Origin of the sequence: Agrobacterium sp. CNPSo 2736 (assembly GCF_004005385.1) — a bacterium.
GTDB classification, from domain to species: domain Bacteria; phylum Pseudomonadota; class Alphaproteobacteria; order Rhizobiales; family Rhizobiaceae; genus Agrobacterium; species Agrobacterium leguminum.
The window spans coordinates 169,718-187,615 of the sequence record NZ_RZTX01000010.1 but is presented as its reverse complement, the minus strand read 5'-3'; the positions used below and the strand labels follow the sequence as shown (position 1 = coordinate 187,615).

17 protein-coding genes and 1 pseudogene are annotated in these 17,898 nt (G+C 57.1%); 8 read left to right on the top strand and 10 right to left on the bottom strand.

The window, feature by feature from the left end; translation table 11 throughout:
- Positions 1–117 precede the first annotated feature (117 nt).
- Positions 118–954 (bottom strand): hypothetical protein, encoded by an 837-nt coding sequence (locus EM858_RS17600; protein WP_045232282.1) that lies wholly within the window; start codon positions 952–954, stop codon positions 118–120.
- Positions 955–1,265: 311 nt separating this feature from the next.
- Here EM858_RS17600 and EM858_RS17595 point away from each other — a divergent pair, with 311 nt between their 5' ends.
- The 3 genes from EM858_RS17595 to EM858_RS27645 all read left to right on the top strand — a co-directional run bounded on the left by EM858_RS17595 (position 1,266) and on the right by EM858_RS27645 (position 2,844).
- Positions 1,266–2,033: a TIGR02391 family protein gene (locus EM858_RS17595; protein ID WP_127757451.1), complete on the top strand. Its 768-nt coding sequence runs from the start codon at positions 1,266–1,268 to the stop codon at positions 2,031–2,033.
- A gap of 1 nt (position 2,034) precedes the next feature.
- On the top strand, positions 2,035–2,568 hold the full coding sequence (locus tag EM858_RS17590) for a DUF6650 family protein (RefSeq protein WP_127757450.1): 534 nt from the start codon (positions 2,035–2,037) through the stop codon (positions 2,566–2,568).
- 141 nt (positions 2,569–2,709) lie between these two features.
- Entirely contained in the window at positions 2,710–2,844 is a 135-nt protein-coding gene (locus tag EM858_RS27645) for a hypothetical protein (protein ID WP_280960149.1), read from the top strand.
- 58 nt (positions 2,845–2,902) lie between these two features.
- Here EM858_RS27645 and EM858_RS17580 read toward each other — a convergent pair.
- From EM858_RS17580 to EM858_RS17550, 7 genes and pseudogenes are all read right to left on the bottom strand, one after another.
- A pseudogene (locus EM858_RS17580) lies at positions 2,903–3,049 on the bottom strand (Tn3 family transposase); the annotation flags it as partial.
- A gap of 52 nt (positions 3,050–3,101) precedes the next feature.
- Complete coding sequence (locus EM858_RS17575) at positions 3,102–4,565, bottom strand: UvrD-helicase domain-containing protein (protein WP_245483017.1); 1,464 nt, start codon at positions 4,563–4,565, stop codon at positions 3,102–3,104.
- On the bottom strand, positions 4,526–6,289 hold the full coding sequence (locus tag EM858_RS17570) for an ATP-binding protein (protein ID WP_245483023.1): 1,764 nt from the start codon (positions 6,287–6,289) through the stop codon (positions 4,526–4,528). The genes EM858_RS17575 and EM858_RS17570 overlap by 40 nt, the downstream gene beginning before the upstream one ends.
- Before the next feature lie 313 nt (positions 6,290–6,602).
- The gene (locus tag EM858_RS17565; protein ID WP_127757448.1) at positions 6,603–8,516 is read right to left on the bottom strand and encodes a P-loop NTPase fold protein; all 1,914 of its coding nucleotides are present in this window, start codon (positions 8,514–8,516) and stop codon (positions 6,603–6,605) included.
- Between the two features lie 75 nt (positions 8,517–8,591).
- Positions 8,592–9,713, bottom strand: coding sequence for a hypothetical protein (locus tag EM858_RS17560; RefSeq protein WP_127757447.1), 1,122 nt, complete (start codon positions 9,711–9,713; stop codon positions 8,592–8,594).
- Between the two features lie 162 nt (positions 9,714–9,875).
- Positions 9,876–12,134, bottom strand: a complete 2,259-nt coding sequence (locus tag EM858_RS17555; RefSeq protein ID WP_127757446.1) for a S8 family peptidase — start codon at positions 12,132–12,134, stop codon at positions 9,876–9,878.
- Position 12,135: 1 nt separating this feature from the next.
- Positions 12,136–13,260, bottom strand: coding sequence for an ATP-binding protein (locus EM858_RS17550; RefSeq protein WP_127757445.1), 1,125 nt, complete (start codon positions 13,258–13,260; stop codon positions 12,136–12,138).
- A 116-nt stretch (positions 13,261–13,376) separates the two neighbouring features.
- Between EM858_RS17550 and EM858_RS17545 the strand changes: the two genes are divergently transcribed.
- From EM858_RS17545 to EM858_RS17535, 3 genes are read left to right on the top strand one after another with little or no spacing between them, the layout of a single operon-like run.
- Positions 13,377–13,601 (top strand): DUF2188 domain-containing protein, encoded by a 225-nt coding sequence (locus tag EM858_RS17545; RefSeq protein WP_127757444.1) that lies wholly within the window; start codon positions 13,377–13,379, stop codon positions 13,599–13,601.
- A 51-nt stretch (positions 13,602–13,652) separates the two neighbouring features.
- Positions 13,653–13,913: a hypothetical protein gene (locus EM858_RS17540; protein WP_164865467.1), complete on the top strand. Its 261-nt coding sequence runs from the start codon at positions 13,653–13,655 to the stop codon at positions 13,911–13,913.
- Positions 13,914–13,930: 17 nt separating this feature from the next.
- Positions 13,931–14,188 (top strand): hypothetical protein, encoded by a 258-nt coding sequence (locus EM858_RS17535; RefSeq protein WP_127757442.1) that lies wholly within the window; start codon positions 13,931–13,933, stop codon positions 14,186–14,188.
- Positions 14,189–14,284: 96 nt separating this feature from the next.
- On the opposite strand, the gene EM858_RS17530 is transcribed toward EM858_RS17535, so the two are convergent.
- A complete protein-coding gene (locus tag EM858_RS17530; protein ID WP_127757441.1) occupies positions 14,285–15,424 on the bottom strand; it encodes an RHE_PE00001 family protein in 1,140 nt (379 codons plus the stop codon).
- A gap of 170 nt (positions 15,425–15,594) precedes the next feature.
- Between EM858_RS17530 and EM858_RS17525 the strand changes: the two genes are divergently transcribed.
- Together EM858_RS17525 and EM858_RS17520 are read left to right on the top strand one after the other, a co-directional pair.
- The gene (locus EM858_RS17525) at positions 15,595–15,882 is read left to right on the top strand and encodes a hypothetical protein (protein ID WP_127757440.1); all 288 of its coding nucleotides are present in this window, start codon (positions 15,595–15,597) and stop codon (positions 15,880–15,882) included.
- Positions 15,882–17,036: a site-specific integrase gene (locus EM858_RS17520; RefSeq protein WP_164865466.1), complete on the top strand. Its 1,155-nt coding sequence runs from the start codon at positions 15,882–15,884 to the stop codon at positions 17,034–17,036. The genes EM858_RS17525 and EM858_RS17520 overlap by 1 nt, the downstream gene beginning before the upstream one ends.
- Positions 17,037–17,076: 40 nt before the next feature.
- Here the strand turns inward: EM858_RS17520 and EM858_RS17515 are convergent, their stop codons facing one another.
- Positions 17,077–17,820, bottom strand: a complete 744-nt coding sequence (locus EM858_RS17515) for a sulfite exporter TauE/SafE family protein (RefSeq protein WP_127757439.1) — start codon at positions 17,818–17,820, stop codon at positions 17,077–17,079.
- Between the last annotated feature and the right edge of the window lie 78 nt (positions 17,821–17,898).

Genomic DNA, 17,898 nt, shown 5'->3' with positions numbered 1-17,898 from the left:
TGAAAGGATATGAACCGGTGTGCCGGGCTTGTCCGAACAAACCACTGTATCCAAACGCAATTAAGGCCCTCCGCTTTAAGCTACGCCTCCGGCGCAAGACGGGAACGCATCCGTCTGTTAGCGCGCCGGAATGACGTGGCGCTGCGCCCTGGCGACGGTCGCCGGCACGCGCACATATTGCGCGACCCCAAGATCATGATCATAGTCGCCGAGGTGGAACTGCAGTCCGTTCAGGATCCGCTCACAGGAGTCGACGATCTTTTTGCGGTCCTTAATCGGGTTGCTGTGAAACAGCTCGTTGCGTGTCTCCTTGATGACGCGCATCGTGTCGTTAAACATGGTTTTCGTGAAACTGAAGCCGAGGACAGAGTCCGTGGCGAACATGTCGCGGATCAGGGGCCAATCCGCCTGCATAATCGACCAGAGGTCACCCAGGGTAAGGCAATAGTAGAACTCGTCGGTTTTGTTGTTTCCGGTAGCATTGTTGATATGCTGCTGATTGACCATATTGTCGAAAACTCGCCAGACAGCTTTCACGAAAGCTGGATTGACGGGCGTACCTAGAATGTTGGGAAAGGCAGTATAGGTCTGGCCGTTCTGCCGAGCATTGCGGATTAGCGTCCACCAGTCCATCCGCCCGAAGCGTTCTTCTAAATAATCGGCAAGCACCGAGCGCAGAGCGTTCTCCACCGCGAACACGAAGGGATAGATCGACGAAAACTCTTTCACCTTGCGGGTATAGATCCTGTGGATCACCAGCCTCTGCTCAGGTATGGGTATCTGCTGTAGAGCTTGGACCTGAACCCCTTCGCGGATACTATCGCGCAACAGGGTGGGGTTGAGGGTGCGCATATCAGCCTTGAAGTGATCCACCTGCTGCGGGGTGGGGACGAATGTCAGGTATTCACCCAGTAGCTGTGATGTCGGCACATGCCGCTTGGTGATGCTGGACACTTGCTTCCCCTTGCAATGCGAGTCTGTTTTCCCTATAACATAGCTACTCGCTGAGTGGTGGCACAATGGTGTTGCGAGCCCATGGCCTTACCATGGCACTTGGAGAGTCTAAACGGAATTTGGCTAGGCGTGGTCTTCACAGACTGCGCCTTTAGTCATTCAGGGGTACTGCTGTGCTCTGATGTTCAACGATTTGGCATCCAATAGTGCATTCGCCTTGAAGGGACTCGAACCTACGACCAGTTTGGGTAATTGACACCAAGGTGCTGAATATATGTGATAATGTCCTTTATCATATAAAGGAGACGGCGATGAACATCAAGGATCTAATCCCAGACGCGGAGGCTCTCATCGCCCTAGATCCTGAAGAATTAGGATTGGCGCTTCTGCCTTTTCTGAAGGCATGGCCTCGCCATGAAGGTCTTCAGCTCAGCACGCTCTTTATACGGGTCAATGGGCATCCCAATGCTCAGCCTGGATCGCCGTGGCTTCCTCAATATGACAGAGGTTATATTTCTCAGATAGAATTGGCGCTGCGCGAGGCTTGGGCATGGCTGGTCGGTGCCGCATTGCTTATACCCAGCCCAAGATACGATCACTCGGTTATGATGCTGAGCCGCAAGGCCGAAAAGTTGGCCGGCGAGCCTGATCCCCTAAAAGCGTACCGTGTCCGGAGCTTTCCTAAAAACAGTCTTCACCAAGACATTCGTGAGGATGTGTGGTCTCTTTATCACCGTGGAAAATATGACACCGCCGTGTTCGAGGCGATGAAAGCGGTGGAAATCGCGGTACGCCAAGCATCAGGGCTGCCAAACAAGGAGCTTGGTGTCAGCCTCATGCGAAAAGCATTCGACAAACTCAACGGGCCTCTTGCTGACATGAGCACGGATGAAGGGGAGCGTGAAATGCGGGCCCATCTTTTCGTAGGGGCGATTGGCTCGTACAAGAATCCCCATTCCCATCGCAACGTCTCCCTCGACGATCCCGATGAGGCCGCAGAAATCATTATGCTTGCCAACCATCTGCTGCGTATCGTCGATGCCCGGCCCCAGATATCACCTACGAGCGGGAGTTCCTAAGATGCTTGTAAAGGCGACCGATATGCTGAAGCGCATTACAGGCTTTTCTACCCCGGTGTTTGGCATACAATGGAATCCACCAGCGTCGGATCGAGACGCCGTCCGTAAGTTTTTTGCGTTTCTGGAGGACCGGCGGGCGCTGTTCAATCCCCTCCCCGCGGAGGTCGAAGATCATGTGATTAGCTCGTTGCATTCCATCCGGGCAGAATGCACGAAAACGGTGGGCGCGCTTGGCGATAAGGCACCGGGCGCAGTTCACGTCCGTGCGATTGGCGCAGCCAGCCGCCGCTTCCTGGATGAGCCTTACCCAACCTTCGACGACATTTTGGAGCGACGGCGCGATCCGCATTTCGGGCGTGAAGAGCATTTCCCGGGCATGAGGTACCGTACAGATCCGGCTGCTTTTTTCACCGCTTTGGGAGAATTGCGAGCGTTCGTCGGAATGCAGATTGCTCTCCTTGCAGCACTATACGATATTGAAGTGCGTGGCGACTTGGTGCGCATCTTGCCTCCGATGCTGGAGGATATGGAATGAACCAACTCATCCACCTCAATGACGGAATTGGGCTTCCAGAGCTGGCCAACAACATCGTGGGCATGCGTGGCTGGGCGCTGATTGGGCGGATGATCTATTCCTGCGCGCGGATCGGCGCTACAATCAGCAGGGAGGTGCGGGATGTCTATGTGCAAAACCGTCGGCTATGGGCGGTTGCACGAGAAGGGCGGCAAACTGCACGAAATGCCGTATCACCACATGCTGGAGCAATATCTGGACGCCTATAGGGGTCGGTTCCGGCTGGGGGCGAAATGACATCCTATGAGTCTGCCTCGATGGGCCAGAGATGTTCGCCCGTCCATAGGATGTGCGCTCAGCCCAGAGGAGAGATATGGCTAAAAAGTTCGGGCGGCACATCAAGACCATCGTTTCGCCGTTCGACCATAGCGTGGCTGAGATGGACGGTATTCCAGTAAATGATGCTCGCTGTGAGCAGGTTCATCCCAGCGATCCGGTAATGCTAAGAAACTCCAAGATCAGAGGCTGCAACTCGCACAGTCCGAGGCTCGCCGTCACGGCAAAACAGGGCTTCTTGAGAAAACGTGGACCGATCGGGCACCTCGTGACAGCGCGACGTAAAGGTGCTCTCTCGACATTGCGTTCCCGGGGCGATCTGCGTCCAGGATAACCGCATGGTGCGCCTCCAAACCTTTTAGCAGAAGGGTCGAGCCCACGGCTTTCGTCGGAACAATCCGTCCTGCATGGCGGTGCTGCTCACGCAACCCGGCGATCGTTTCTCCCAGATCCCTGCGGGTTGCGGCGGCGGTCGATAGCGCCTCGACCATGATATCGAATGCACTATGGCGGTAGACGCGTCTCTCTCGATCCGCCGCCATAGACTTCAGGAATGCTACCGCTTCGGAATAGCCTCCGCCATTGGCTAACTTGATAGCAGCCAGCTCCTGAACCGTCGGCGGCGTCCTATGGCGGTTGGCCGCAATGGTCTCGATACGGGCCTGCAATCGATCACCGTAAACGTTCGTCATAACATTGATCAAAAACGCAATGGATGAGTGCAACAACCCCGGCCCGACTTGGCCATTCATCTGTTGGGCGACCCCAACGACGTCCCTGAAATCTACGGGCTCCACGACGCTGACCCCCTGCGCCCTGCTGGCGTAGTTGTGTCTCGATTGAACCTGTATCGAGTCGCCGATAAACAGGATGCTCTCGTTCGGAAACTGTCGCGAAATCTCATACTGAACCTTGATCTGCTCGGTAATTACGGCATTCGCGTCGATGCCGACAGGATGCCACATCACCCTATTCGCACAGCTTCTCAAGTCGACTTGTTGCCTTTGTCTCAGGAGCGTGCGCACGCCGAGCAGCCATGCCCCAAGGTCGTTTGCCCCCGCATTGTTCCACCTCCACGGTATGGTGAGCTGTCCGATCTGAGGGAATGTCGCAACGACATGGCCATGCCAATCCGCAAGCGGATCCGCGCCGAACCCGAAAATGGCCTGCATCGGATCCCCGAACACGACCGCCGGTATCGCGTTTGCTATTCCGCTGACAATCGCATGCTGGCTGACCGAACAATCCTGATACTCGTCCACCAACAGCCGGCCGTAGGTCGCGCGCAACTCGCGATCGATATTCCCTGACAGACAAAGCGCGCCGACAGCAGCCTGGACGGCTGGATAATTGGGTGCAGCAAGCGGAGCATGTCTGTATCCGGCACGCTCAGGAAACATGGCGATCATATTCAGCGCCCAGCCGGCAATCGTGCTCAGCCGGTAATTGGCCGCAGGCACATTGCCCCGCTTCAGGCGCTGTCGAAGAGCTGCCACGCCCGCTGTTGTATGGGTTAGGATCAGTGTCGGTTTCTGGGTTTCTGCTGCCACGCAACCAGCGATAAGTTCCGTTTTGCCGCATCCCGCCGGAGCCTCGACGTGACCGCGCTGTGTCTGAAGAATATCCCCGACCGTTACCACGCTTACTGTACCGTGTTGTTTGGCGGCGGCGGCGATATCCATTGCCAGAGCTGGTTCACCGGACCGGTAAACAGAGCGTTGGTCTGCGCCCAAACCGGCGCCACGACCTGACGCAGCGCCGTCTCGGCTGGTTCTATGTCCTTGAACCACTTGCCGTCGCCTGCACATTTGCCCAGGACCGAACGCATTGCATCGACAAAACCATCCCGGCAACTTTGAAGGGTGTATTGGTTACCACTCACATTCCGAATCCTGCTATCGACGGAATCCGCCGATCGCCATTCGCATGCGATAGAAAGCAACGCCGGAATTTGTGCCGCGGGAACCGAGGCAAACAATGCCGCCTCAGTTGAATAACCTTCCGGCCAACGAAAGACGCTTACTCCAGCGGTCTGGAGGGTCGCATAGATCTCTGGGGCGTAGACCAGGTCCGAATCCATGAACAGCGCTGTTCTATATCCCATGCGCGCGAAGATCTGCGCGCGCTCTATCATTGATGAACCGCCTCCATCTGCCCAATGGCATCCGAGAGCCAGAATACTCGTGCGACCCGCATCCTGACGTTGGAGATCAATCCCGCGGATCAGCCCAATTTCCGTCTTGCCCTCGCAAACGATAACACTGGGCGCCAGAAAGGCTTCCGCGCAAGCCCTGAGGGTCTTCTGAGCGGCTTCATCCCGACCAAGGTGAACCATCCAGTTCTGGGTGACCTTGCGTGCCGGCTGCTGGACTGTGTCGCCGACAACAACTGCGGGGACTACCTGCCTGTAAGATCGAACACTGAACAGCTGAACCGATGACAGCTCCCTCAGGACAATCGGTGAGTGCGTTGTCAGGAATACCTGCTGGCTCTCGTCATTGCGCTTTGCTCCCAGCGAGTCCAGCAACCGGACGATGCGGTAGGGCTCAAGCCCAAACTCGACCTCATCCACGATGAAGATCGACGACTGCCCGACCGCCTTTTGCAACCCGGCCACCAGCAAGCGCGCGGACCCCGATCCGAGATTTTTCATCGGCACCTGATCCTGGTCGTGCAGCGAAATTGCCCCACCCGAGAGCGTAACCCCTTTAACGTCGAGCAACGCTTTGACCTCGTCGACGCGGATGCCCATCTCGTTCGAAATGCGTTTCGTGGCCTCGAGTATGGGCTCTACTCCCTGACAACCCTGCTCCGCGAAGGCGTGGCGGGCCTGCCTAGAAGCCGACGCCAGAGCCGAGGATGCCTGCGTCGCATCGGCCGATAACTTGCCGAGTACCGATCTTGGGCCGAGCGCCATATGATGAGAGGCGATAGCACCAAGTCGAACCGGTGCGACCTTTTGGCGATGCTTCCATTGGAGGTTCTTTTCCCGATCCTCGGCGGCCGGCCCCAGCGAAAACAGCAGCCATTGCGGCTCAAGATCATCCCGCACAATCAGCCGAAGGGTAAGGACCGTCTCAAGCGTTGCACTTGTTTCGTTATGCAGCTGGCCCGTTGTCGCATCCCACCCCCGCAGGAAGTGGCCATAGGCTTCCAGGTTGCGCAGTTCATCATCCAAGTCCCCAAGCGTCACGTCGATGACGATTGGCTCAGCGACATTGCAGAGATGGAAGTCGGCATCGGTGAACGTGAAATTCTGGCGACTGCCCAAGCATAGATCGATCGCATCAAGAATTGTGGATTTTCCTGAATCGCCCGCCCCGATAAGGCAATTGATGCCAGGGGTCGGCCACCACTTCAAATGGGAAATCCCGCGGAAATTGCGGATGTCCACTTCTCGAATCACGGCCAATTTACTTGCCCTCTCACCCTTACTTCACAATCAGAAGTATCATCACATCGGTCGGTCAAGCGATTAAAAGAACCCGGAAATGAAATATTATCCTCAACATAAACCTATCCCTCAACACTATTTCTCAACTTATTGCGGCGGATCACAATGATTTATTGCTGTCACTGTGCAGACCTGTTCGTGCCCACCAGCAGGCAGCCTCGGGAAAAGGGGCCTCAAAGATCAGGTGCGGGGGCGTTTCCAAGGCGGACTTCTTTCTCATCGCAGCAGTGATATGGCTGCAGTGAATGTCGATTGGTCCCAGCGGTCAGCCTGCAAGTTCCTCGTCGATTTCGGCTTCTCCATCCTGATCGCCAGACCCCGCCGACACTGCCGCGTCGATTGCGTCCTGAATTTTGCCGAAGTAGTAGTTGATACGCAGGTTAAGTAGCTCCGCGTGAGGTGGTTCGGCGCGGTCGGCGATCGCTTGCAAGCTCGCATGCAAAGCGTCAACCCACGGGTATTCTTCGGTAAGCAACCGATTGTGCTTCTCCATCTCGTAGCGCGCATGGAGGCTGGCCAGCAGCCGACCATTAGGAGACCAATCCTGAATGACCACCTGAGAAAATGCATCGGGATCGATGTAGTGAAGGAAAGGCGCATCGGCGTAATTGCCCTCATCAACACCATATTTATGCAGCGAAGAGTAGGCTTCGAGATCTCCACCGATACGATCGACAAAGGTCTGCGCGATCTCTTTCATCCGATCGGTGAACGACAGACCCGTGGCTTCACGAACGACCTTGTAGATTTCCCGAAATTCCGGCGAGTCCTTCGAGCCATAGCCGAGGCCACCATAGGAGCCGCCCATAGGACTGAATATGCTGCGATCGGGTTCAAGCTTCCCGGAAGTTCGCAGATCATCGGCATAACCAGTGAAGTACGCAACGATATCGTGGCCGGGGCCGACCAAGTGGTCGCCGAACGCCGCCGCACCGAGCACGATGCCGGCCGCATGGAGGATTACTCCGGGATGTGTGAGTTCCCGCTTCTCAAGCTGTTGCACGAGTTCGTCTCTTGCCTTCAAATATTGCGTCCGGGGCAGGTCCGTCCAAGCCCAGAGCTGGCGCCAGGCCGGAGACTTAGCGTATCCGACGACGAGCGGGTGCTGCGCCAAATGCGTGTTGATCGCCGGCCTATCAACGATACCAGTTTCGAACAATCTTGCGAGCGCGGCGGGAGGCACGATAGGATCTTGCCAAGCGACATCGACATAGGTGGCCTCCAGGCGCTCAGCTCTCGCGATTTCCGACGACTTTTCCTTCTTTGTCACGGCAGACATCAACCGCGCAAAACGGGTGTCGAGCAGCGCGGCAAGTTCGGAACCACTAAGGTCGCCGCTCCGAAACTCAACACCAGTCGCCATCATGAACAGCAGAAGGCGTGTCATCGCAACAGGAGCATCCTGGAGACGCGGATCGACTGCCACGACAAGTCGCTCATAGTCTGAAAGTACTGCCCGCATGCTCCGGAAATTCTGCTTGCCAGATGCCTCAAATGTTCTGAGAAGCGCGGCGCGCTCCTGGCGCGCAATTTCGACGACCTTTGAGTGATTCAGCTTGCTGACAAAGTCGTCGAGCACGGTTTGCGGATCGGAGGCGACACGCAGCGTCTTGCCGATCAGTTTTTCCTTCTTGCGTGCATAGTCCGGTTTCTGATCTTCGGGGATATCAGTCTCGTTGGCGATGACGATAACCTTGAGCCCTTCATGCTCTACGAAGGAATTGATGAAGCCCATCGCCTCTGCCAACGGCATCGCGCATCGTTCGAGATCGTCGAAAATCAGGACGCGCCCATCGAGCTTCAGGACCATGTCCTTGATCACTGACTTGTTTTCTGCGGCGCCGTTGACGTCCGTCCCCGCAAAGCCATTGATGGCACGCGATACGACCGTTCCAAACAGACGAGCGGCTTTGGAATTCAGGACAGGATGAGCCTGCGCGAAAAACTGATCTGTGATCTCCGACGTCGAACGCACGCCGTAAAGGCTAGCGTAGAGGTGCCCGATCGGCTGGAGTGGATCAAGCGTTTGAGCTTTCGCCTCCCGATCCTTCAGATATGATTTTACGAAATGCGTTTTGCCGGCTCCCCAAGGCCCGTTCAACATGATCGCAAAATCGGTCTCCATTTCGGAAGCGAGATAATAATCGAGATATTCTGTTACGTCGGCGTTCGTAGACAATTTTCCACCCCAGGATGCGAATGAAATCAATACGTTTCACATTATCGCCGGTGAAGGCGGCCGTCGCTCACAGATTTAGGCCAGATTGAAACGCCGGAGTTTCTGGCGAAGAATTGGCAAAGTCATTGGCTCATCAAATCGAATCTCGACAAGTTGGACCGCATTTTGTTCACAGAGACTTCTCTTCAAGGCATCGCGTTCCATGTTCCGTTTCAGCGCCATTTCTCCTCCGAATGCAGCAATGGCTCTGTAGTGCTGCTCACCATGGTGTTCCAGAGCAAGACCGATAGCGGGCAGATACACGTCTAATCGTTGGCGCCCCAGCCATGGGGGCGACGCCTCCCTCAGGATAACTTGGTCGGGAAATAGCTTTTTCAGCAGACTATACATTTCCGCCTCCCTCACCCATCGGCTAAGACCAAGAGTGTGCTGGACTTCGGCACGCGCAGAGGGCTTGTCCATTCCAGGCACGAACATCAGCTGATCGACATACGGCGCGATAAACTCCCCAATATCATCACCGTAGAGATCAGCAGCGGCCTCCGGTCCCGAGCGACGGGCGATACACAGATGGCATATTTCGTCGATGTAGGTCGCATCCGACAACAATCGAACAACCTGATGGGTCCATGCGCCTGAATGAGACGCAATCCGCGTAGCCTCTGATATCATTTTGCCATGGGCCGGGCGTGCGCATGAACAGAAACAACGCTCCCCGGTAATCAAATGGTCAAATGCAACAAACTCAAAGCCCTCGATCCCGAACTCATATCCTTGCGTACGCGGCCCAGGTCGAGGGTTCGCGACCAGCGGCTGCTCAAGGGCAATCGCCTCCATCATTTTCTTGGTTTCAAGAAACATGCTGGGCGGAATCGTCACGTGGTTCAGACGCAGGATGTGGTTTGTTTGCGTTTTTAGCTGCTTTGACCAAAGTCGATGTGACATCAGCCCCGCAGGGCCATAATTTATGGGACTGAGTTGCAAACCCTGCGTGTCAATCTCAACGACTTCAACCATCGTCTCTTTGGTTGTGGAAAAGGCCAGCTCGACATACCAGGTTTCGTATCCGATGTCCGCAAGCCGCGCCAAGGATGCACAGCGCTCCTTGAAATACATCGAGTGAAGCTTCACCGAGGGGATCTTCCGGAGCTCTAAATTTGCTTGCTGCCGAAGATTTTCGACGAGAATTTGTGTCATCAGCTGTTCGACGGCATCTACCGGCCTTACTCCCACGGTAGCGGCCCTCAGAGCCAACTCTTCGCCAAATTTCCTCTCGGAAAAACCAAGGGAAAGCCGCCCACTCCTCATGCAACTGCCCCGATTGCAAGGGTAATTGCAGATTCGGAAGACGTCGACCTGCTAAATCTCATTCGAGACCTCGATGTCCTGGTTCAAGACGGCGCTTTCCACGAAGTTTCCGAGCGCACGAGCGGTCGAGTCATAGATCGACTTTTCCCCATCTGCACTCGAAAGCGTGAGTACGAAAGCCACTTCTTGCGGCCCAGCCTGGCTGTGATGCGTCCACCCAAATTGGTAAAGGTCGCGCATGTAAACGCGCGCGTAGAGGCGTAGGTGCGCGCCCGAAAAGCCGAGCCCACTTCCTTTGGTAAAGTCCCTGCAATGCCTTCTGATCGGCTGCCATTTGCGGAGCTCATCGCGAGCGTCGTTTTCTGGAAGGGTCGACTCCTTCATTGATCCGAGAAGGGACGGCCACTTTTCCGGACCAGTCGGATACATCAACGATGTCTCCAACCGGGAAGCAAAATAGTTCGCGCCGCCAAACGGCGATACAAGAGGCCTCAGAATAGCGGTTAGGCTGGCGCGTCCGAACAATTTTCCGCCTCGCACTAGCTCAGGGGGGATGGGAATGTCATTCCAGTAGTACGCTGTTCCAGGCTCGAGTTGTGCGCGCCATGCAAGCGTAACGCTGCCAGGTGCGCAGGTCCAAGGCAAATGACCCTGATATGGTGTTCCCCACCCCAAGTTCGGATCGTGCTCGCTGCGTTCCGCTGAATTGATGAGGAGAGCCTTGACTAAATCCGGTGTGGGCTCGCGTAGGCTATCGAACGTGTGGGCTGCCAAAGACGAGACCAATGGCGTTGCGTAGCTACTTCCCGTATCAACAACCCCGCCCAGCATCCGGAGATTGGAAAACCAGGACAGGTCCGGCTTCATCATACCGTCCGGACCGGGACCCGGAAGGCAGGTAGGGCAACGGTCGCCCGGCTTTCCATCTGGGAGCGCCTGACGGCCACCCACAACAATTGCCGCTTCACAATCAGCGGGCGGATTGGGTCGAGAATTATTGTCCGGACTGACATTTCCAACGGAGATCACAGGGAGGAAGCCCGCCGATCTCGCCAGGAGGCTGATTTCATGCCCAAGAACGCTCACTTCTGAGGGGTCTAAGCCGATGCCATCTTGATTGGCGGAAATATTCCAGACGCGTGCCTCTGGATAAAGACGTGCAACCTCCGTCAGGTAGTCAACCAACTCACGCTCATCGAAACGACGGTTTGCGTTCTTATGGGGGACCGCCTGAACCGATCCAATGCGGCAGTTCAGCTCCGGCAACAATCGATTATTATTCCAGGCGTGGCCATGGACAACGAGTGAGCTTACACAGTTGCCATGAAGCTTATCAGCTTGGGCATTCGTCACGAAAGGCGTTGCCTTGAAGGCTTCAGCCGCGCTGTAACTTTTCGCATGCAGCCCCCCGTCCACGACAACGACGACGGGTGCGTTTTGATCGATTACCGGCGCAGGAGGCTCCGCTCCTTCGCCAGGGGCCGCCACTCTGATGGCCCGCACAGGATCGATTCGATAGGAAGCACCGGAGGCGATTAGCTGCCGCAATCCTTCTTTGTTCGGAATACGAACCGTGGCTCGGCCGACGCCGGTGTTTCGGTAATCCCGCATGGCCCTTGCTATGCTGGATTGTCGCGGCGTCGTTAAAGCGCGCGGTTCTTCCGCTTCCTCTGATGTGCCTAGCGTCAACCGCACACTCGTGAAAGTCGGCAATACCAACCTCTCATTGGCAAAGCCCTGAATGCGCTCCAGGACCTCTACCTTGGCGTCACGATCACGAAAAGGAGCAAGCCAGACCACGAACAAACGTCCATCGTCGTCCTCCGGCGCGGAATTCCAGAGCTCACTGACTGACCGCCCGCGCAATCGACTTTTCGCATCAAATCGCTCCAGGGACGAAACTCGCGATATGTCTGCTTGCACCGCATAGCCGACCGGACGTTGGATCGCGTCGAGAAGGCGAGGCAACTGCTTGATGTCGGCTTCGATCAAATAACCGCTCGGAAGGGGTGCAACCAGCCTGCAGCCGTGGCGCTGGGAGAAGAGGTCGTCTGGTGTGTGTGTCGGAGCGAGGGAATCTTCGGTAAACATACGGACTACGAGGTGAGTTAGCCCCGAATATGTCGGCAACTCCGCGCGGTGCTCATAGATATCGCGTGTTTCGCTCGCAAGAACTTCCTGCTGTCGGCCGAGACGCTCCGTGACAATACTTTCAATGCCCTTGCCACGCCCTGTAGGACTCCGGAGCGCCGGGTCCATTTGAAGGCTCAAAACAGGATAGAGAAGGGGTTGGTCTCGAACTTCCGCCATGCTATGCCTCCCCATCCTGTTGCTTCAAATATGCATAAATGGCTTGCCGTGACACACCAAGGATGCGGGCGGTATCCGCGCCCGCAATACCGTGCTTCTCCTTCAATGCTATCGCCACCTGCCGCTTTTGCTCGGCGTCCAATGGCTGCCGCTGGACAGGGGCGGTCCGCCCTGAGCGGGGCTCTAACAGAGCCGCAATGACGGCTCCAAAATCGATGTCACGCGAATCATGAACCGCATGACGCCGTGCTGACAAGCTCATCGTTTCAATATCGGCCCCCGATAGTCCTTCGGACACTGTAGCGAACAGTTCGGCGCGACCATCTTCATCTTTGTCCTCAAAGAGAAAATGTCGCCACAGATCGGCACGGACGCTTTCCTCTGGAAGCCCAAGATCTATTTTGTAGGGGAATCTTCTCCAGATCGCAGGATCGAGAAGGTGAGCATGATTGGTTGCAGCAACCACGATCGAACTCGGGTCCAGCCCATCAAGCGCTTGAATGACGGTATTGACCACGCGCTTGAGCTCGCCGAGCTCGTGTCGATCGTCCCGCAGTTTTGCAACAGCATCCATTTCATCAAGAAATAGAACAGCGTTCCGCGCCGGTACGAAATCAAAAACCGAGCGAATATTTTTTGCCGTATCGCCGAGCAGCGAGGATATCACGGAGTCGAGCCTGACGACGTAGAGCGGTCGTGACAACTGTGCAGCGATGTGCCCGGCAAGAAGAGACTTACCTGTTCCCGGCGGGCCGGAGAGCAGAAGCCCTAGTCGCGACGCCAATCCTTTGGCACTCAAGTCATCAATGCGACGGGCATCCGCGATGAAATCGCTGAACACGCGCCAACCGCTTTCATTCAGGAAAACAGGTGTATCGGGCCAAGTCTGCTCTTCGACAAGCGGCAAGCGGGATTTCGAGTCAACAGGCAGGGATTCCATGTAACCAGACGCCTTCAAAGGCACCCCCCTCTTCCGAACCAGCGCCTTGAGTTCCTTGGCAATGGAGGTCTCACCATTCTTGTCGAGGTCTCGCGCGAGCGCATTCGCGGCTCTGCGTACGCGCGTGTAGTCAGCGGCTAGCGCCGCATCGGCTAACTCCAGCACATTTTTCATCTCAATGGTCATGATCACTCCATGCGTAAAATTTCTACCCCAACCCGTAAACCACAATAGCCATATTGACAATTAAATTATCATTAATGTAAATTGAAGTGGCACTCAAGAAAAAGGAATCTGATGCAATGACAAAGAAAAATCAGCATGTGGTTCCCCATAACGGCGAATGGGCCGTGCGGGGCGCTGGAAATCAGCGGGTAACCTCTACTTATGGAACACAAGCCGACGCGGCAGCGGCGGCTCGCAAGATTGCGATCAACCAGCAGAGCGAGGTGGTTATTCACCGGCCCAACGGACAAATCCGGGACAAGGATTCCTACGGCCGCGATCCGTTCCCGCCGCGTGGCTAAAACCTGAGGCCGCCTGGAGTGAGGCGGCCTCTTCATCAAAGGAGAGAAGAAATGCAGTTTGAAGGCGCATTAGTTCGCGAGCAGGGCGTCACATTTGCCATCGTCATTGTTAAGCCGCACGTTCTCAACAGCGGCCCTCAAGCCGATGAGGTTGCTTATAGCTTCCAGCCAGCATTCCCCGGCGTGCCGATTGTTCTGATGGCGCAAAACAGCCGGGGCGTCCCGACATATCGTGGCCGACGTGATCTCGTTGATTTTCTGTCGCGGGTGCCTATGCAGGCGATACCCTGGAAGCGCTACACCCTGAACTGATCGGGAAGACTACATAGATGCTCAAGACCGATACCCGCCAGGCAAACTGGCGACGAGCCAATCCCACAAAGTATGAGGCTCACCTCATCGTGCAGCGTGCCTTAAAGGTGGGCGAACTGAGGAAGAACACGTGTGAGGTCTGCGGCAACGAAGCCGTCGATGCCCATCACGATCAATATGATGAGCCTTTGAAAGTCCGGTGGCTATGCCGTCGCCATCACACGAGGCTTCACCATTACGGCGAGGACCTGTTTCCCATCCGGACTTCGTGTTAGCGCTCCTCACCGAGGTGCGCAGAAGAAAACATGAGCCTACGAAGCCTGGGCGACTGGAAGACAGCGTCGCAGAAAGCGGCAAAAGAATTTTTCCGACTAAATAATCCCCCATGCCCGAAACCTCCCCCTCCCCGTCATCTCGCGCAGGCCGAGTTCCAAAACGATCCGCCGCGCCGCCTGCGGCGTGACCTCCAGCGTCTTCGCCACCATCCCTGCCGACACCAACGGCCTCGCCATGACCAGCTCGACCAGTTCCGGCAATTTTGACGAAGTTCGCCGTCCTTCAAGTTTTCGGTCCATCATCGTCTTCGCCAGAGTCAGCCGATCATGTTCTTTCATCCCGATCTCGGCGGCCGCCAAGAAACCGTGGGCGATGGCGAGCAGCCTCGTCTCGCGATCGCGGCTCCGGCGCCGATCGACGGGAATGGTTTTGAGGCCAAGATTGACGGCGGCGAGATGCGCGCCTGACGTAATGCCCGCCTGGCGCAGGATCGAAGCGGCCAGCAACCGGCCGAGCCAGGGCGCGTGCTGGAGGACGGCAAGCTCGTTCCAGGCATCAAGGGCGACGATGGCCTGCAGCACCGCCGGCAAATCGCTTGCCTGCCGCAACACGCCCCGCCATTCGTCGAGCCGCGCGTCCTCGTCCCAATCGAGATCGTAGATCATCGTATCTTTGTCTTGGCCGCCACCACTGCCGGGCCGTTTTGCGTTCTCGATCGCCGCCTCTGATCGGGCCAGCACTGCATCGATGGCGGCATAGTCAACCCCGGGGAGATCTTCACCACTGTCGACTAAGTCGCCATCCTCTTCTGGATCGGTCAAGACCACGCGGCGGATAGCATCGGCCGTCGTCGCCTCGTCCCCTCCGACTGACCCGATCTCCGAGGTTTTCCGCAGCGAGCGGATGCCGTCGGCAGAGAACGCCCAATCCGGGGACTGGCCGGCGATCCGCCGACGAGTGCGCAGTACGTCGCGGGCGATTGTCAGCTCATGGGTGGGTGCGCGAATATCCCGCGTGGCGTCGTGGAGGACGAGGTCTTCGAGATGAACGAGTTCGCCGTCAATCCACAGCGAGGCGCAGGCGTCGGTGAATTGGCTGCGTTCAATAAAGCCCTGCCCGACAGGCGAACGGGCGATGCGCTCGTCCAGACGCGCCAGTTCGACACCGGCGCGGAATGCCGGCTCCATCAAGGGTGTCATGCTGATTTTTGCGATATCGTAAGCCATTGAAATCATGGTATATGATTTCTTACACGAACTCTATCGGAATATTATGGTTCCTCACATAGTATGATCAATGGTTGATGCTCTAACCATCGATAAGTACCTCTTATCGATGGTAGATCGACAAACGCCGCAAATCCACGTAATCTCGGCCAAATCACGCTCCGAAAAGGCTCCCAAACATGGAAGATCGCGTCCGATTCGCCCTCGAAAAACTGCTCAACGTCGCCCACGGAGATACCGGGCAGAGCCGCCGCGTTGCCAATTTTTTGCCCGCGTGGTGGAATGCCGACGTGCATGGCGGTTTCGATCTGACCGACGTTGCCGATCTCGACCGCGAAATCTGCGAGGACATGATCACCGTCTTCACTTTCATCGCCCGTGAGGAGACCCTGTCCTATCCGGATGCCTACAAGCCGGAAATTATCCAGATCATCCGCCGCTGGCGGCCGCATGTCGAGATCGACTGATGGCAGCGCAAAAGAAATCCGCTACCCGGTCAGCCGTCGAGCGCCGCGCCGAAGAACTCGACACGATCGCATCGGTGCTGCCAATCGAGCGCAGGGACGAACTCGCCGAACTTCTGACTGACCAGGATGTCGAAACGCTAAAACATCTGGTCAACCAGGGCATGGGCGACAACACGCTGCGGGCGCTGACCTCCGATCTCGCCTATATCGAAGCCTGGGGTCTTGCTGCCACCGGGCAGTCCCTGCCCTGGCCGGCGCCAGAGGCGCTACTGCTCAAATTCGTCGCTCACCACCTGTGGGATCCCGAAAGGCGCGCCAGCGACCCCAACCACGGCATGCCTGCTGAGGTTGACGAGAACCTCAGAGGCCAAGGCTTCCTGAAATCCATCGGCCCGCACGCCCCCGATACGGTGCGGCGCCGGCTTGCGAGCTGGTCGAGCATGACCAAATGGCGCGGCTTATCCGGAGCCTTCTCCTCCCCTGCCCTCAAACAGGCGATCCGGCTCGCGGTCCGCGCCGTTCCACGAAAGCGTCGTCGAAAAAGCGCAAAAGCGGTCACGGGGGACATCCTGCAAATGCTGCTCGCCACGTGCGCAAGTGACAGCTTGCGTGACATCAGGGACCGGGCGATTTTGATGGTCGCCTTTGCTTCAGGTGGTCGCCGGCGCAGCGAGATCGCAGGCCTCCGCATGGAACAACTGACCGAGGAAACACCGATCGAGGTGCCCGACAGCCCTCCCCTTCCCTCTTTGGCAATTCATCTTGGCCGGACCAAAACAACGACCGGAGAGGACGACGACGTCGTCTATCTCACAGGCCGGCCCGTCGAGGCATTGAATGCCTGGCTGACGGCCGCCAGGATCGAAAAGGGAAGCGTGTTTCGGGGGATCGGAAGGTGGGGAACGGTCTCGCGCCGGGCGCTCGATCCGCAGTCGATCAACGCGATCCTCAAACAGCGTGCGGAAATGGCTGGACTGGATCCTGGGGAGTTTTCCGCCCATGGGTTGCGCTCGGGCTATCTGACAGAGGCGGCCAATCGCGGCATACCACTTCCCGAAGCCATGGAGCAGTCCCGCCATCGCTCTGTTCAACAAGCCTCCAGCTATTACAACAGTGCTGCGAGGAGGACCGGCCGGGCAGCACGGCTCCTCTAGGACGGCCACCCCGAGGTAGATGAAGGGCAGTCTCGTTCAGTCATACGACAACGCTTCCGATCATCCGCAGTGCCCCTGCTATCAGAAGGAACGATAAAATCTTTCGCAGCGTTTCGGGCTTCAAATAGAACGCTCCCAACCACGAGCCGACATAGCCTCCGGCCCCCACACACAACAGCCACAGTGGAAGCTCCGCAGGCAGGTCGGGCATGGTAACCCATGCGCCAGCCAACGCCGCCCCGGAATTGAGGAGGTTGAATACTGCCGAGATCGCTGCGACCTGCCGCGCCCCTGCCCATCCCAGCGCCAGCACCAAGGGCGCCAGGAAGATGCCACCCCCTACTCCGGTGACCCCTGACATGATGCCCAGCACCCCACCCGCCACGAGCGAAGGCATAAAGGGCGGGCCTTTCCGGTGTGCTTCGCCATCACGGCCGGACACCGGGCGCAGCATCTGCACGCCCGCAACAAGCAACAGGATCCCGACCACCGGCTGGTACATCCCCGCAGGCAGGTGCAACGCGCCGCCGAGCAATGAGAACGGCAGGCCAAGGATTGCGAACGGGTAACACGTGCGCCAGGTCACCAGACCCGCCCGGTAGAAGCGAACGCAGCCGATGGCCGACACGAGAATGTTGAGGGCAAGGGCTGAAGGCTTGATAACGGCGGGTGCGAACCCGGCCAGCCCCATCAGCGCCACATAGCCCGTACCCCCCGCCTGACCGACGGAGGAATAGAGCAGAGCGACGATCGCCAGTAAGAGGGCAAAGAGGATATGCAGCACCCGGTCAGCCTACCATGCCCTGGCGGCGAAAGCTTCCAAGAAGGACGAACAAGCCCAGGGCAAGCAGGCCAAGGCCGA